The 17,036-nt window shown below is 36.7% G+C and carries 9 protein-coding genes; 4 read left to right on the top strand and 5 right to left on the bottom strand.

Going from position 1 to position 17,036, the window contains the following annotated elements; all coding sequences use genetic code 11:
- Positions 1–85 precede the first annotated feature (85 nt).
- The 5 genes from EV200_RS03415 to EV200_RS03395 form a co-directional block, all read right to left on the bottom strand.
- Positions 86–2,464, bottom strand: a complete 2,379-nt coding sequence (locus EV200_RS03415) for an ABC transporter permease (protein ID WP_132529395.1) — start codon at positions 2,462–2,464, stop codon at positions 86–88.
- Positions 2,465–2,551: 87 nt separating this feature from the next.
- Positions 2,552–4,924 carry an ABC transporter permease gene (locus EV200_RS03410; RefSeq protein WP_132529394.1) on the bottom strand — a complete coding sequence of 791 codons (2,373 nt, stop codon included), beginning with the start codon at positions 4,922–4,924 and terminating at the stop codon, positions 2,552–2,554.
- 91 nt (positions 4,925–5,015) lie between these two features.
- A complete protein-coding gene (locus EV200_RS03405; RefSeq protein ID WP_132529393.1) occupies positions 5,016–7,385 on the bottom strand; it encodes an ABC transporter permease in 2,370 nt (789 codons plus the stop codon).
- Positions 7,386–7,669: 284 nt separating this feature from the next.
- Entirely contained in the window at positions 7,670–8,368 is a 699-nt protein-coding gene (locus EV200_RS03400; protein WP_132529392.1) for an ABC transporter ATP-binding protein, read from the bottom strand.
- A gap of 129 nt (positions 8,369–8,497) precedes the next feature.
- Entirely contained in the window at positions 8,498–9,742 is a 1,245-nt protein-coding gene (locus EV200_RS03395) for an efflux RND transporter periplasmic adaptor subunit (protein ID WP_132529391.1), read from the bottom strand.
- A 744-nt stretch (positions 9,743–10,486) separates the two neighbouring features.
- Between EV200_RS03395 and EV200_RS03390 the strand changes: the two genes are divergently transcribed.
- The 4 genes from EV200_RS03390 to EV200_RS03375 all read left to right on the top strand — a co-directional run bounded on the left by EV200_RS03390 (position 10,487) and on the right by EV200_RS03375 (position 16,334).
- Positions 10,487–10,861 (top strand): endonuclease domain-containing protein, encoded by a 375-nt coding sequence (locus tag EV200_RS03390; protein WP_132529390.1) that lies wholly within the window; start codon positions 10,487–10,489, stop codon positions 10,859–10,861.
- Positions 10,862–11,157: 296 nt separating this feature from the next.
- A complete protein-coding gene (locus EV200_RS03385; RefSeq protein WP_132529389.1) occupies positions 11,158–12,528 on the top strand; it encodes a sigma-54-dependent transcriptional regulator in 1,371 nt (456 codons plus the stop codon).
- Between the two features lie 89 nt (positions 12,529–12,617).
- Positions 12,618–13,976, top strand: a complete 1,359-nt coding sequence (locus EV200_RS03380; protein WP_132529388.1) for a sensor histidine kinase — start codon at positions 12,618–12,620, stop codon at positions 13,974–13,976.
- Between the two features lie 177 nt (positions 13,977–14,153).
- The gene (locus EV200_RS03375) at positions 14,154–16,334 is read left to right on the top strand and encodes a bifunctional alpha,alpha-trehalose-phosphate synthase (UDP-forming)/trehalose-phosphatase (RefSeq protein WP_132529387.1); all 2,181 of its coding nucleotides are present in this window, start codon (positions 14,154–14,156) and stop codon (positions 16,332–16,334) included.
- Positions 16,335–17,036 lie beyond the last annotated feature (702 nt).

The following is a 17,036-nucleotide window of genomic DNA, read 5'->3' as shown; positions in this document are numbered from 1 at the left end:
TTTTTAAGGTTGAGGGCTAGTAGGTTAAAGGCTGAAGGTTTGGACGCTTAAGCTTTCCACCCTTAAACCATCTACCTTCCCGCCATTATTCATATTTAAGGGCATCAACAGGATTAGCTTTTACTGCTTTTTTCGCCTGAATGCTCACCGTTAAAACGGTTAATAAAATCGTAATTAATGCACTACTGATAAATGGTAAAACTGGCAAATCAATTCGATAAGCAAAGGTTTCGAGCCATTTTTTAGTTAGGATATATGCCACGGGCCACGAAATGACATTTGCCGCGAGTACCATCATAAAGAATGAACTGTTTATCAATTTAAAGATTTGAATATCACTTGCACCTAAAATTTTGCGAACAGCTATTTCTTTTATCCGACCATTGGTGATGTATTTTGCGAAGGCAAACAAACCTAGAATGGCGATAAAAATAGTTAACAAAGCCGCCGCAAAAAATGCAGATTGTAATTGCTCTTGTTTTTTAAAGAGTTTACCGTATAAATCATCCAAAAATTCATATCTGAAATCTTCACCATCTTTTGGATTTATTTGAGACCATTTTGCTTTCAAAGCAGCCAGGGCATCCGCCATTTTGCTTTCCTCAATTTTGAGCATAATTTGTGTTTTAGCATTGCCACAAGGATTTTTAATGGTATAAATTGTAGGCAGAATGGTGCTTTCAAATCCTTGGGCTTTAAAATCTTTGGCAATACCAACAATTTTATAATCGGTCTCACAACCTCGAATTGTTTTACCTATAGGATTTTTCATGCCGTATTTGGCAACGGCACTTTCATTAATCACCGCAGCATTTGCGGTATCTGTGCTGAATTTTGGCGAGAAAAATCGACCGTCTTTTAGCTTAATATTTAAGGTTTCGAAATAATCAAAATCCACATCAACAAAATCAAGGCTTTTCTGCTGACCTTCAAAGGTATAGCCATTTGCTCCATTTCCAGAACCATCGGGCACATCAGTAGCTACTGTTGCCGATTTTACTCCAGGAATTTTAAGAAGTTTTTCTCTAATGGTTTTAAATTTGGCAGGATCATTAAAATAAGAGATATTCTTGACATAAACGACTTGATTGGCCGTAAATCCTAAATCTTCACTTCGCATATATTTCAATTGTGAGTTGATGATGAACAAACCAATAATGAAAATTACGGCGATACTGAACTGAAAAACTAATAATCCGTTTCGTAACCAGGAACTTTGTTTACTGGTGGAAAAATTCCCCTTCAAAACCAATGCTGGCTTGAACCCAGATAGGACTAAAGCAGGATAAATCCCGGCGATGATGGTGATGAGGCATAAAACCAAAGGCAATTGCCAGAATAAATTATTATCAGCATGCCATAGCGTTAAGTTTACCTGAAACAAATTATTAAAATATGGCAATGCCGATTCGGCGAAAACCATTGCCATAACCGTTGCAACCAAACACTGAATGAATATTTCAGTTAAAAATTGAGTCGTTAGCTGAAGGCGATAAGCGCCCATCACCTTTTTAATCCCTACTTCTTTGGCTCTTTTAGTGGCCTGAGCAATACTGAGGTTAGTAAAATTGATACAGGCAATTACCAGAATTAAGAAACCTAAAACCGAGAGCGAAATTAATATTTTGTATGGTGTGTCATTACCTGCTTTCGGCTTTAAATGCTGATTTGCTAAAGGATCTAAAAATATAGATACCCCTTTTATTTCATTGATTGTCTTTAAATCTGTTTCGCCCTTTAATAATTCAGCTCTGTATAAATTGGTAATTTTCTCCTGAAGGTTTGCAACATCCGTCCCTGGTTTTACCTGGATGAAAGTGTTGTAATTATTATAACCGTAGGTTTCTCCTTTTCCAATTTCGTTGCCTATAGATACACCGTCGAAGCTAAAATTTGAATGTTCATTATTAATGATCGCACCTGCAATTGTTCCAGTTATCCCTGAACTGGCAGATCCATAGCTAACCATTTCGGGTTTATTATCTTTCTTATCTGGAAACAGCGTTTTGATGTTCTCAACATTTAGATAAGTTAATCTTTCCACATCACCTGAGGGCTTGATCAGCCCACCTATAGGATTGATGTCTAGAATTTTTGCGGCATTGTAATCAGCCTGCAAAATATTTTTCGTAAAAATTGCTTTTTTACCATTTTTAATAGCCAACTCCCATGATCGGTTTATCTTTGTTATCCCCGCATTTTCTACCTCAGGAAAATTTTGCTTAATCACTTTTGCTAGTGGCGGAGAGGTATAATTGGTTTTAAAATCAGGCTCTATCCTTCCAACCACATAAATATTCTCGTAGTTAGGATTTGTCTGATCAAAACTGGTTTCAAAAGTAAAATACATGGCTACTAAAATGAAAGCAGCCAGGGCAATAGCCAAACCACCAATATTAATGGCCGTTATCCCCAGGTTTCTCCAAAGGTTTCGTAAAGCGATTTTTAAGTTGAGTTTGAACATATTTTTAAGGTTGAGGGTTGGAAGGTTAAAGGCGGGAAGACTTTGGGTGCTTACCCCCCTACCTTCAAACCTTCTGTCTTCCTTTATCTATTCATATTTTAAAGCATCAACAGGATTAGCTTGCGCAACTTTTATCGATTGTATGCTCACGGTTAGTACTGCAATAACTACCGATATCCCTACAGCTGCAACAAAGGGCAATGCAGATATGGAAACCCGGTATTCAAAGCTTGAAAGCCACTTATTGACGATGATATAGGCTAATGGAAAAGCAATCACATTAGCTATGGCTACCAGTTTGATAAAATCTTTATTGAGCAACGTGAGAATATTACCTGTACTGGCACCCAAAACTTTACGAATACTGATTTCCTTTTTGCGTTGCTCTGCCATGAAAAGGGCTAGACCCAATAATCCCAGGCAGGAAATGAAAATTGCAAAGCCACCAAACCAATTAGAGAGCGTACCTAAGCGTTTTTCAGATTGGAATTTTTCTTCGAAAGAATCACTGACAAACTTTCTATCTACGGGATAATCTGGATTTATAATTTTCACAAGTGCATCTATTTGTGCAAGCGAAGTACTGATGTTTTGTGTCTCATTTAATCGAATTAAAATTACACCTCCTTCATCATGATAGATTTTATTAAAAATCATCGGTGCTACTTTTTGGTAGGGAGATTCTGCAACAAAATCTTTCATTACGCCAATAATAGTAGCTTTAGAATCTCCATAATCAATTACAGTACCCAGCGGATTTTTCAGTCCCATTATTTTAACAGCAGCTTCATTTACCAAAACCTTATTAGAATCACCTGGAAATTCGACAGCAAACTCTCTTCCTTTAATCATTTCAGTACCCGTAGTTGCTATAAAATCGTAACCAATCCCTCTTTGATTAAATAATACCTTTTCATTAGGATTTTTACCCTGCCAGCTTATATCTGATGTATTATTCCCACCTTCATCAATATTCATACTGAGCAAAGAAACATTTTGGGCGGCACCTGATTTGATTAACTCCGTTTTTAATAAATCGATTTTTTTAGTACTCGTCAAGGCACCTATAGCTGCCATTTGTATTAAATTTCCCTGGTTATAGCCTATTGGTTTATTTTTAATGTAGTTTAATTGCTGATAGATAACTGCGGTGCAAACAATTAAACTTGCCGCAAACACGAATTGAGAGATAACCAATACTTTTCTTACGGATATAGCTGATCCATCTCTAAGATTAAAGCCCTTAAGCACTTTTACTGGTTCAAAAGATGACAAGTAAAACGCAGGATAACTACCGGCTAATAAGCCAGTAAATAAAATTAATCCAATTAAAGTTACCCAATACCTCCAGTCGTTGTATTGAATAATCAGACTAATATCTAATAATGTGTTAAAGTAAGGCAGACTAATTTCAACTAAGGTGAAGGCAACGACAGTTCCAATTAAAGACAGTAAAGTACTTTCGAGTATAAACTGACTTATTAAAGATTTCCTGCTGGATCCAATCGCTTTGCGAACGCCAACTTCTTTGGCTCTTTTTTCTGATCGTGCAGTAGAAAGGTTCATAAAGTTAACACAAGCAATAAGGAGGATACAAATGGCCAGTATCAAGAAAATCTTCAGTTGATCTATTTTTCCACCAATAGTTACCCCGTTTTCGAATTCGTTATATAAATGCCATTTTGATAAAGGATGCAAAAACAATTCGTTGGTATTTACTTCATTATCATGACTTTTATAAATATTTTTAATTTTAGCATTTACCCCATCCAATAAACTACTATTTTGAAGTTGAACCAGGGTTAAACAGAAATTACTCCCCCATCCCTGCTTAGCTATCCATTCATGTTTTTTTTCATTTAATTTCCAGGGCATTAAATAATCGAATTTTATACTGCTATTCACTGGCAGATCAGCAATTACCGCTTCCACTTTTAATCCATCTTTATTATCCAGCTTTACTATTTTACCTAGAGGATTTTCGCCTGCAAATAATTTTTCTGCCAATGATTGAGTTAAAATAACGCTATTAATATCTTTAAGTGGCGTTACCGCATTACCACTTATAAATTTATAATCCAGTATATCAAGAAAAGATGGATCAGCAAACAAGCCCCTATTTTTGATTTTTTTATCATTATAGCTGATTAATTGCTCAAATGGATAAGAAGATCTCGCCGCATTTACAATACCTGCATATTTTTCTTTAAGTTCTGGTGCCAGTAAACTTGGAGTCCAAGCCCAGCTGTGTACTTTTCCATTGGCCGTCATATTGGTATGGGCAATATAAGTGGTGTTGTAATTCTTAAATTGCCTATCAAACCCAAATTCGTAGGATACATACAATAATAGAAGCATACAACTAGCTAAACCTATAGCCAAGCCACCAATATTTATTAAAGAGAAGCCTTTGTTCTTCCAAAGGTTTCGCAAAGCGATTTTCAGGTTTAATTTGAACATATTTTTAAGGTTGAGGGTTGGAAGGTTAAAGGCGGGAAGGCTTTGGGTGCTGAACCCTCAACCTTCAAACCTTCTACCTTCCTTCCTTTATTTATTCATATTTCAAAGCATCAACAGGATTGGCCTTTGCCACTTTTACCGATTGAATGCTGACGGTTAAAACAGCAATTAAAACAGATATTGTAATGGCAAGTGCAAATGGCCAAAATGATATATCAACACGGTATTCGAATGCAGAAAGCCATTTATTAATGACCAGATAAGCCAGTGGAAAGGCAACCACATTCGCAATAGCAACGAGTTTGATAAAATCCTTATTTAACAGCGCGAGGATATTGGCCGTACTCGCACCTAGAACCTTACGGATGCTGATTTCTTTTTTGCGTTGCTCGGCCATGAAAAGCGCTAATCCTAATAAACCCAAACAAGAAATGAAGATGGCAAAACAACCAAACCAATTGGAGAGTGTACCCAGTATCTTTTCATCCTGAAATTTTACTTCAAAAGATTCATTGACAAATTTTCGGCTAACCGGATAATTGGGTTCTATTTCTTTCACCAGCGCATCAATTTTATTTAGCGATGAACTGATATTCTGACCAGGATTTAAACGCACAAGAATGACGCTAATATCTTCGTTATGCGCCAAACGAAAAATCATTGGTGCCACCTTCTGATAAGCGCTTTCTACCACAAAATCTTTTACTACACCTACATTCGTATATTTTGTGTCCCAAAAAGTGATAACTGAACCTATGGGATTTTTTAAACCCATCATTTTTACGGCCGATTCATTGAGCATCACATTGCTGCTGTCGTTCGGATGTTGTTCCGAAAATTCGCGACCACTAAGCATGTCCGTACCGATGGTTTTTATAAAATCATAGCCAATGGATCTGTGGTTAAAAGAAACCTCTTCATTTGGATTTTTTCCTGGCCATTGGATATTAATGGTGTTATTGCCTCCTTCCGTAACATCCATACTAAAAAATGTAACATCACTCGTAGCGCCAGATTTTAGTAATTGTGTTTTAAGTAACTCCAGATTTTTATTTTCATACATTTTACCTTGCACGGCGATCTGGATGAGGTTAGATTGATCATAACCAATCGGTTTATTCTTAATGTAATTTAGTTGCTGATAAATTACCGCTGTACACACAATTAAGCAGGCAGCAAAAACAAATTGTCCTACCACTAAAACTTTCCTCACCGATACTGAAGAATCAGTTTTGAGTTTTAAACCTTTTAAGACTTTAATGGGTTCAAAAGAAGATAGATAAAGTGCCGGATAACTACCCGCTATAAATCCAGTGAAAATCATTAAAATAAAAAGCGCAGCCCAAAATCTGAAATTGCTATAATCAATTTCCAATTTAATATTTAATAAATTATTAAAATATGGAATGCTCACTTCAACTAAAATGAAGGCTATAACCGTAGCAACAACTGTGATTAAGATAGACTCTAAAAAAAACTGGTTGATTAAAGATTGTCTTGAAGAACCAATAGCTTTACGAACCCCAACCTCTTTTGCTCTTCGCTCGGAACGGGCAGTAGATAGATTCATAAAGTTTACGCAAGCGATCATTAAAATACAAAATGCCAACAACAAAAATATTTTAAGCTGATCTATTTTTCCACCTACAGATTTTCCATTTACAAAGTCACCATATAAGTGCCATTTGGATAAAGGATGTAATAATGCAACTGCCAGGTTTTCTTTTTGATTGCGTTTGTAAATATCATGTATATAAGCATTTGCCGCGGTAAAAAATTTATTATCCTGCAATTGAACCAGCGTTAGGCACATATTATTACCCCAGTTATTTTCCTTTGCCCAAGTTTCTCTTTTCAAAAATAAATCCCATGGCATGATACATTCAAAAATTATACTGCTATTGGCCGGGATATCTTCTATAATGGCCTCAACTTTTAAAACCTCCTGATTCTCCAACTTAACCGTTTTGTTAATTGGGTCTTCATCTCCAAATAACTTCTTTGCAAATGATTTTGTCAGAATTATAGTATTTAAATTCTCCAAAACCTTTACAGGGTTTCCCTTAAGGAATTTATAATTCAATATTTTAAGGAAAGAAGGATCAGCAAAAACAACCTTGCTAATCAATTTATTGTTACCAACGGTAATTAGATTAGCTCGTGGATAGGTAGAATGTGATGCATATTTAACTCCTGGTAATTTTGCCTGCACTTCACCCGCCATAACATTGGGGGTCCATGCCCAACTAAAAGTTTTACCATTAGCCTCCATATTTTGATAAACCACGTAAGTTTTATCGTTGCTGGTAAATTGCTTGTCGTAACTCCATTCGTAAGCTACATACAAAAGCAAAACCATGCAACTGGCTAAACCAATGGCTAAGCCACCAATATTAATCAAAGAAAATCCTTTATTTTTCCAAAGGTTTCGCAAAGCGATTTTTAAATTGAGTTTGAACATATTTTTAAGGTTGAAGGTTGAAAGGTTAAAGGCGGAAAGGTTTTGGGTGCTTAACCCTGTTCCTTCAAACCTTCTGCCTCCCAGCCTTTATTTTACTAAGTGGCCAATCCTGCGCTTTAGTCTTTCCGCTTTCTCAGCGCCTTATCCGAATCTTCCCATCCAGAAAGATTCGGTTGGCTATCATTAACTAAACTAAAACTATTTTAAAGGTTGAAGGAGGGAAGGTTTAGGGTAGAAAGGTTTAGTCGTTTAACCTTCAATCTCAAAACCTTCAGCCTTCCCGCCTATATCAATTCCTCGTTTCTGCTTTTATTTATCTTTTCAGAAATCACGTGACCATCTTTCAAGTTGATAATTCGATTGGAAAAACTGGCATCATGACTGGAGTGTGTTACCATTACAATGGTGGTTCCGGTTTCATTAAGTTCGCAAAGCAACTCCATTACCTCATTACCATGCGAACTATCAAGATTACCAGTAGGCTCATCGGCTAAAACCAATTTTGGCTTGGTGACCAATGCCCTGGCTACTGCTACACGTTGTTGCTGTCCACCCGAAAGTTGCTGTGGAAAGTGACCACTCCGGTTTACAATGTTCATCCTTTCAATGATTTCATTTACCAGTTGCTTCCGTTCGCCTGCCGGAATTTTATTGTAGATTAAAGGCAGCTCAATGTTTTCAAAAACGGTTAACTCATCGATTAAGTTAAAGTTCTGAAAAACAAAGCCCATATTTCGTTTGCGGAAATTGGAACGTTCTCTGTCGTTTAGTGTTAGAAGCTCAGTATCAATAAATTTGTAACTGCCACTTTCAGGCTTATCCAATAAACCCATCACATTTAATAAGGTAGATTTCCCACAGCCCGATGGACCCATGATGGAAACAAATTCGCCTTCTCTTACATGAAGATTAATTCCATTAAGTGCCGTGGTTTCTACTTCTTCAGTTTTGTAGACTTTTTCCAGATTTTCTATTTTAATCATCGCTTTTAAGTATCAAAGTATGTAGTATCAGGTATCAAGACCTGATTATATCTTTATATTATTTTTACTATTCATATTACCCAACTCTTCACCTAACCACCTGACCCATCTAACCCACTTATCACCCACCTACTTCCCAATCTCCACCTGATCATACTGGTTAAACTGGTCGTAGGATGAGGTAATCACTTCATCGCCCTTGGCCAAACCATCAAGAATTTCATAATACAGGTAATTTTTCCGACCAATTTTAACATTTTTCTTAATGGCTTTGCCATTGCTTACCACAAACACCCACGAGCCTCCCGTACTTTGGAAAAACTGACCTTGTGCCAGCAATAATGATTTACTGTTATCAGATAAGGTTAATTTTGTTTGAAGCGATAAACCCCTACGCAAACCTTCTGGTGCAGCACCTTTAAAAACCATTTCTACCTGAAACTGACCCGCAGTAACCTCTGGAATAACTTTGCTTACCGTTAAATTATAATTTTTGCCATTAAATTCGCAGCTGGCCGTTTGCCCTTCTTTCACCCGATTGATGTAATATTCATCCACACCAGCTTGCAATTTATATCCTTGAAGTACATCAATTTTTCCAATCATTTCATTAGAGTTATAAGATTTTCCTGTAACCGGATCATAAGACGATAATTTTCCGGAAACGGGTGCTTTGATGGTCATGTTCTCAATATTCTTGCGGATCATTTCCAAACTCTCATTCATTTGGCTCATTGACTGGTCTATTTGTGCCAGCTGCATTTTTCTACTCTGATTTTCTTGCTTAATGGCTTGTCTAACGATTTTCAGTTTACCCTGATAATATTCGTAATCCTGACTTGACTTATTAAACTCCTGAAGTGTAATTACCTTCTTTAAATATAAGGAACTGTCTAATCTATATTGGCGGGTAGCCGTACGTAAGTTATTTTCTACATCCAAAACATCCTGATTTAAGATGCGTTGATTTTGCTCCAGATCCAACCTTGATTTACGCAACTGATTAATTTGTTCTGTTGCAGCAGTTTGTTGTGAAGTGTAACCCAACATCGCATTCGAGTTTGCAATGCGTAATAATGGCGTTCCTTTTACTACAGATGCTCCATTCTCAGTAAAGATTTCAGCAACAGTTCCTCCTTCAGATGAACTTACAATAACAGAAGTTAATGGAACAACGCTGGCATTGAGGAGAACAACATCTTCAAAATCACCATATTCAACTTTGCTAATCGTTAATTTATCGGCATCTGCACTGTAAGTTTTCTTTAGTGATAGAGTATAGCCATAAATTATAACCGCTACCAAAGCAACTGCCCCACCTATCATGATTAAGGTTTTAGTACTAAATCTTTTCTTCTCTATTTTTTTGTCCATTGTTCGGTTTCACTGTTTGGTTTGCCTAATATCCAAGCTTATGCCAATTAGCATAACAATACTTAAAACACTATTAAACAGCACCTTAATTTTTTTATCTATTTTCAGCTGTTCATTATCGAACAGCTATTGTGCGGGACCGAACAGTTTAATTAATTTTGATAGGTGTTAGGAAACTGATGTTATGATAGTCATTTAGAAAAAAGGAGTAATAGAAAAAACCTCTCCCCTTCATCCCCTCTCCTTAAAGAGAGGGGGTTGGGAGCAAAAAGACAAAGTTTCATATACAGGGTTTAAATTACCCACCTTTATTTCTCTTTCTTTAAGGAGAGGGTCAGCACAAAAAACAACCACCAATTCCTTTAACAGGGAGAGGTTATTTATCAACATACAATAAACATAGGGTTTAAACCACCAACCTTTATTTCCCTCTCTTTAAGGAGAGGGACAGTACAAAAAAACAAACCACCATTTCCTTTAACAGGGAGAGGTTAGTTATCAACATAAAATAAACATAGGGTTTAAACCACCCACCTTTATTTCCCTCTCTTTAAGGAGAGGGACAGTACAAAAAAACAAACCACCATTTCCTTTAACAGGGAGAGGTTAGTTTATCAACATACAATAAACACCGGGTTTAAACCACCCACTTTTATTTCCCTCTCTTTAAGGAGAGGGACAGCACAAAAAAACAAACAACCACTTTCTTTGATAGGGAGAGGTTATTAAAGAATAGTTTTAAAAATGGCAAATTACGAAGATGAACTTTTCAAAGGAGCAAATCATAAACTGTTTGAATTTTCAAAAGTATTACGAAAAACTGCAACTGAGACAGAAGATATTTTGTGGCAGTCTTTAAGAAAAAAACAACTTAATGGTTTTAAATTTAGGAGACAACATCCGCTGGATAAATATATCGCTGATTTCTATTGTCACGAAGCTAAACTCGTAGTTGAAGTTGATGGAGAAATTCATAATACGGAAGAAAATAAGGAATACGATAAGAGTAGAAGCTATGAATTTAAAGAACTTGGAATAACAGTAATTAGATTTACAAATGAAGAAGTAATCGAAAATATGAAGATGGTTTTAGAGGTGATTAGAAGGCATTTGGAATAATAGAGAAAACCTCTTCCCTTCATCCCCTCTCCTGAAAGAGAGGGGGCTAGGAGCAAAAAAACAAAGTTTCAAACATCGGGTTTAAACTACCCACCTTTATTTCCATCTCTTTAAGAAGAGGGAAAGCACAAAAAACAACCACCAATTCCTTTAACAGGGAGAGGTTTATTTAGCAACATACAATAAACATAGGGTTTAAACCACCCACTTGTATTTCCCTCTCTTTAAGGAGAGGGACAGCACAAAAAAACAACCACCATTTCCTTTAACAGGGAGAGGTATTATGAAATACAACCATGTTAGAAGCCGCAGTTTTAATCATTGATGACGATGACGACATCCTTTTAAGTGCCCGCCTTTTCCTTAAGCAGCAGGTAAAGCAAGTCATCACTTGCAAATCGCCAAAAGAAATTAATGTTCTATTAAGTAGAAATGAAGTTGACATCATTCTATTGGACATGAATTATCAAAAAGGTGCAAGTGACGGCCGGGAAGGTTTATATTGGCTGGAGCATATTTTATCAATTGATAAAGACTATGTGGTGATCTTAATGACCGCCTTTGGAAATGTAGAACTCGCAGTAAAAGCCATCAAAAAAGGGGCAACAGATTTTATCCTTAAACCCTGGGAAAACGAAAAACTTTTTGCCACTATCTCTGCAGCTTCTAAATTACGTGAATCAAACAGGAAAGTAAAAAAACTCGAGAAAATTCATTCCTCGCTACAAAAAGATATGACCCGTGGCTTTGAGAATATAGTCGGTAAGGCAGATGGAATTAAGCAGCTTCAAAATACCTTAATAAAAGTTGCTCCAACAGATGCCAATGTTTTAATTTTAGGTGAAAATGGAACCGGGAAACAAGTTTTTGCATACGAAATTCATGGAAATTCTTTACGAAAAAACCAGGTTTTCATGCATGTAGATTTAGGATCACTCAATGAGAATTTATTTGAGAGTGAACTTTTCGGTTACGCTAAAGGTGCCTTTACTGATGCAAAGGAAGATAAACCAGGACGTTTTGAATTGGCAGATGGCGGAACTATCTTTTTAGATGAGATCGGAAATTTAACCCTACCCTTGCAAGCTAAACTTTTAAGTGTACTACAAAACAGAACAGTTATTCGTTTAGGAGAAAGCAAGGAACGCAAAGTAAACGTTCGTTTAATTACAGCAACCAACATGCCTCTGAATGAGATGGTCGCTAAAAATACATTCAGACAAGATTTACTGTTCCGGATCAATACGGTTGAACTGTTATTACCACCTTTACGGCAACGCGGTACAGATATTCTACTCTTAGCCGCTCATTTTATGCAGGTATTCAGTTCGAAATATCACAAAGAAAGTCGAAGTTTAAGCAACAAAGCTGAAGACATCCTTTTAAATTATAAATGGCCTGGAAATGTACGGGAGCTTCAACATGTGTTAGAGCGGGCAGTCATTATGAGTGATGGAAAAGAAATTACAGAAGAAGATTTACAGCTTAGCCCGCAACGGTTTACACAAACCAATACCCTCCCGGATGAGATGGCACTCGGTGATATGGAAAAAATGATGGTACAGAAAGCAATAGATAAACATAAAGGAAATATATCAAAAGCAGCCGCAGAACTGGGCCTAACCAGGGCAGCTTTATACAGAAGAATTGAGAAATTTGGGATTTGAGCCGAAAGCAAAAAGCTTAAAGAATAAAGGAGTATTACCTTTGGCCTTTCGCTTTGTTCTTTTAGCTTTAGTCTTTTAGCCTACAAAACATGTTTTACAAACGCTTTACTTTTCGTTTAATATTTCGGCTGCTAGTCATTAACCTGCTGGCTTATCTGCTATTTTACCTGATTAAAAACACACAACTCTGGTTTACCATTATTGGAGTGGGCTTGATTTTGCTGGGTACGATCATTTCTTTATACCATTATATTAACGAAATCCGCTCCGATATCAAACGGTTTATATTGGCTGTAAAAACCCGAGATCATACGCTAAATTTTAAAAACAAAACAACTAAAGGAAGTTTCCCCGAATTGTATGAATCATTTGGCGAGATTCTTCAGGTTCATAAACAAATTCGCTTAGAGCAAGAAGCCATGTTTCAGCTCATTAAAACCATTCTTGAACAAGTGCCTGTTGGTGTAATCGTAATAAACAATTCAACTGCACAAAACCAGTATCAGGAAATTGCCTTCTTTAATCAGGCAGCATCTAATCTTTTAGGCGTACCAGCTTACAAATACTGGCACCGTGTAAAACAACACCTACCCGCTTTTGCACATGAAATTGATCAGATACAAAATGGTGGCAAACGATTTCTGGAAATTAAGGTACAAGAGAAATTTATCCAGCTTTCCACTGAAGTCATTCCACTTAACCTTTACGGAAAGAATTACACCATCATCAGTTTTCAAAATATAAAAGATGAAATTGAACAAAAGGAAACAGAAGCCTGGAATAGGTTAATTGGCGTAATTTCACATGAAATTTTAAATTCCATTACACCAATCAGCTCACTGTCTGACACCATTAACAGCATGGTGACTCATAAGGAAAGTTTGGACAAGGATGAAATGGAAGATTTAAAAATGGCACTCCAAACCATTAAGCGTCGTTCTGCCGGACTGCTTGATTTCGTTAAAGATTACCGTCTCATTGCCGAGCTGCCAACACCAAACCTTGAAACGCACACCATTGGTGAAATCTTAAAACACATTATGGTTTTAATGCAGCCATTTGCAAAGGTTAAGAATGTAGTTCTGGAGGTAGAACAAACCAGTTCAAAAATTAGCGTTCAGCTAGATTTAAAACTAATTGAACAAGTGTTGATTAACCTCATCACAAACAGTATTTATGCTGTAGAAGGATCAGATATGCCTCACATTACTGTAAGGCACCGACTGGAAAACACCAAACTTTATATAGATGTTACCGATAATGGCAAGGGAATTGAACCTGCGGATTTGGAAAAGATATTTGTTCCTTTCTACACCACCAGGAAAAATGGTTCTGGAATTGGTTTAACCATTAGCCGTAATATTATGAAAATGCACCGCGGAAGTATAGAAGTGATATCTATCCCGCTGGAGCAAACTACTTTTTCATTGCTATTTAATTATGTTTAAAACACATTGATCCAATCCAAAAAACAACTTTAAAACCCAAATCATACAAACACATAAGTTGTAAAAATTTATCGATACCCGATTTTTATAAAATCATTTGAATGTTTTTTTAAACCAAAAATTCAAACAAAATCAATTCTATGTGCTTTTATTTATGTGGATACATCAAATACAAGCATGAAAACAGTTATAATATCGAACAGACTACCCGTTAAAATCATAGAAGAAAATAACGAGTACACCTTTATCCCAAGTGAAGGCGGACTCGCAACAGGCCTCGGAGACGTTTATAAAACAGGTAATTCCATCTGGATCGGATGGCCAGGAATCGAAGTGCCAGAAGAAAGACAACAAGAAGTAATTGATAAACTCTCCGCCCTCAACCTCTACCCTGTATTCCTTACTCAGGAAGAAATTAATTTATATTATGAAGGATTTTCTAACGAAGTTTTATGGCCTGTTTTTCATTATCTCGTTACCTACGCCCACTATGAGCAAAGCTATTGGGATTGCTACAAAGCTGTAAATCACAAATTTGCTAAAGCAGCATTAAAAGTACTTTCTGATCAAGATAAAATATGGATTCAGGATTATCAACTCCTATTATTATCAGGAATCCTACGGGATCAATTGCCAAAATCTACCATAGGTTTCTTTCAGCACATTCCCTTTCCATCTTATGAAATATTTAGGTTAATCCCCTGGAGGGAAGAATTACTGAACGGAATGTTAGGTGCCGACTTAATTGGGTTCCATACCTATGATGATGTACGCCACTTTTTAAGTACAGCTACGCGATTACTTCCTGTTAATTCATCAGCCAATGTTTTAAACAGTAATGAAAGACAAATTGTTGTTGAAGCCTTTCCTATGGGAATTGATTTTGATAAGTTTTCCAATCTAACTGCTTATGATGAAGTTAAAAAGGAAATAGAATACTTCCGTAAAGGGAAAGAAGATATGAAAGTAATTCTTTCTATTGATCGGCTGGATTATAGTAAAGGTATCCTGGAGCGCCTAAAAGCATTAGAATTATTGCTCCAGGCCCATCCGGAATATATTGGAAAAATTGAGTTATATATGATTGTTGTTCCTTCAAGAGACACTGTTCCTCAATACAGGGACTTAAAGGAACAAATTGACCAGTTTGTTGGTAATTTAAATGCCCGTTATCGTTCCATTAACTGGATTCCGGTAAATTACTTTTACCGCTCCTTCCCTATCGAAGTTTTATCGGCACTTTACGCCACCGCAGATATCTGTTTGGTTACCCCTATGCGTGATGGTATGAATTTGGTAAGTAAAGAATATGTGGCCAGTAGAAATAACAACAACGGCGTACTTATATTAAGCGAAATGGCGGGGGCATCTAAAGAATTAACAGATGCAGTAATTGTAAATCCAAATAATATCGGAGACATCATGGATGCCATCGTACTGGCCCTCAAAATGCCGCAAGAGGAACAAGAAAGCCGTATGAAGGCCATGCGGAATATCGTAGAAAAATTCAATGTGAAACATTGGGTTAATAATTTTATTTTAAGACTAGACGAAGTGAAAGATTCTCAAAATTCATTGCTAACAAAACATGCGGTAACTTCCATCAAAGAAGTAATTGCCGAAAAATATGATCAGACTACAGATAGGGTATTATTCCTCGATTATGATGGCACCCTCGTAGATTTTGCCGGAAATATTGATGATGCATCGCCAGATGAGGAACTTTATAATTTGATTACTAAGCTTACTGCAGATTCCGCTAACAAAGTGGTCATTATCAGTGGGAGAAGAAATGAAACATTAGAGAAATGGTTTGGCCACTTAAAAGTAGATTTAATAGCTGAACATGGCGCATGGCAAAAAGCTTATGGTGATAAATGGAATTGCCTTCCACTTTTAACAGATCAATGGAAACAGGAAATGAAATCAATTTTGGAAACCTATACAGATAGAACGCCCGGGTCTTTCATCGAAGAAAAGAGTTATTCCTTGGTTTGGCATTATCGTAAAGCAGAAGAAGGATTAGGCGATTTAAGGGCAAATGAAATCGTGAGTCATTTGAAAATTCTGGCAGCAGATAAAGGCCTGCAGCTGATGCCTGGTAATAAGGTAATCGAATTTAAAAATATGGAAGTTAATAAAGGGAAAGCCGCATTAAACTGGCTATATGGTAAAAACCCAGATTTTATCCTGGCTCTTGGTGATGACCATACCGACGAAGATATTTTCAAAGCCCTTCCAAATGATGCCTTTACCATTAAGGTTGGAAATAATATTTCTGAAGCGAAGTATTATTTAAACGATTTTAAAGAAGTGAGAAAATTACTTTGGGGTTTGGTTAAGGATGAGGTTACATAAAATCGTTAATTTATATTAAGATTTGTCAAGTGAATTCGTCATTGTGAGGAGGAACGACAGCCTGCCCCGACCTTTCGGGGAAGCAATCTATTTTTATAGGTCTCTTTAATAGAGATTGCTTCAGCAGATGAAGAATCTGCTGAAGCAATGACGATTTTTTAACGGGATAAACTAACCGATTCGTCATGCTGAATTCAGTTCAGCACCTATCTTGTTAGATCCTGAATCAAGTTCAGGAGGACGATTCGTCAAGTAAATTCGTCATTGCGAGGAGGAACGACAAAGCAATCTATTTTTATAGGTCTCTTTAATAGAGATTGCTTCAGCAGATGAAGGATCTGCTTCTCAAAGACGATTTTTTAATGGTATGTACTAATAGATTCGTCATGCTGACCTGTAGCGCAGCGGAAAGCTACGCAGTAAATTTAGTTCAGCATCTATTTAGGTAAGACCTTGAATTAAGTTCAGGAGGACGATTCGTCAAGTGAATTCGTCATTGCGAGGAGGAACGACAGCCTGCCCCGACCTTTCGGGGAAGCAATCTATTTTTATAGGTCTCTTTTATAGAGATTGCTTCAGCAGATGAAGGATCTGCTTCGCAAAGACTATTTTCATAGATGTACTAATCAATTCGTTATGCTGACCTGTAGCGCAGCGGAAAGCTACGCAGTAAATTTAGTTCAGCACCTAATTTAAAAATCC

The sequence above is a fragment of the Pedobacter psychrotolerans genome (genome assembly GCF_004340665.1).
Taxonomy (GTDB): domain Bacteria; phylum Bacteroidota; class Bacteroidia; order Sphingobacteriales; family Sphingobacteriaceae; genus Pedobacter; species Pedobacter psychrotolerans.
This window is presented reverse-complemented; position numbering and strand designations above follow the sequence as displayed.

Bases quoted from the DNA above. Each gene is read 5' to 3' on its own strand.
- EV200_RS03415 (WP_132529395.1), bottom strand. From the start codon at position 2,464: ATGTTCAAACTCAACTTAAAAATCGCTTTACGAAACCTTTGGAGAAAC.
- EV200_RS03410 (WP_132529394.1), bottom strand. From the start codon at position 4,924: ATGTTCAAATTAAACCTGAAAATCGCTTTGCGAAACCTTTGGAAGAAC.
- EV200_RS03405 (WP_132529393.1), bottom strand. From the start codon at position 7,385: ATGTTCAAACTCAATTTAAAAATCGCTTTGCGAAACCTTTGGAAAAAT.
- EV200_RS03400 (WP_132529392.1), bottom strand. From the start codon at position 8,368: ATGATTAAAATAGAAAATCTGGAAAAAGTCTACAAAACTGAAGAAGTA.
- EV200_RS03395 (WP_132529391.1), bottom strand. From the start codon at position 9,742: ATGGACAAAAAAATAGAGAAGAAAAGATTTAGTACTAAAACCTTAATC.
- EV200_RS03390 (WP_132529390.1), top strand. From the start codon at position 10,487: ATGGCAAATTACGAAGATGAACTTTTCAAAGGAGCAAATCATAAACTG.
- EV200_RS03385 (WP_132529389.1), top strand. From the start codon at position 11,158: ATGTTAGAAGCCGCAGTTTTAATCATTGATGACGATGACGACATCCTT.
- EV200_RS03380 (WP_132529388.1), top strand. From the start codon at position 12,618: ATGTTTTACAAACGCTTTACTTTTCGTTTAATATTTCGGCTGCTAGTC.
- EV200_RS03375 (WP_132529387.1), top strand. From the start codon at position 14,154: ATGAAAACAGTTATAATATCGAACAGACTACCCGTTAAAATCATAGAA.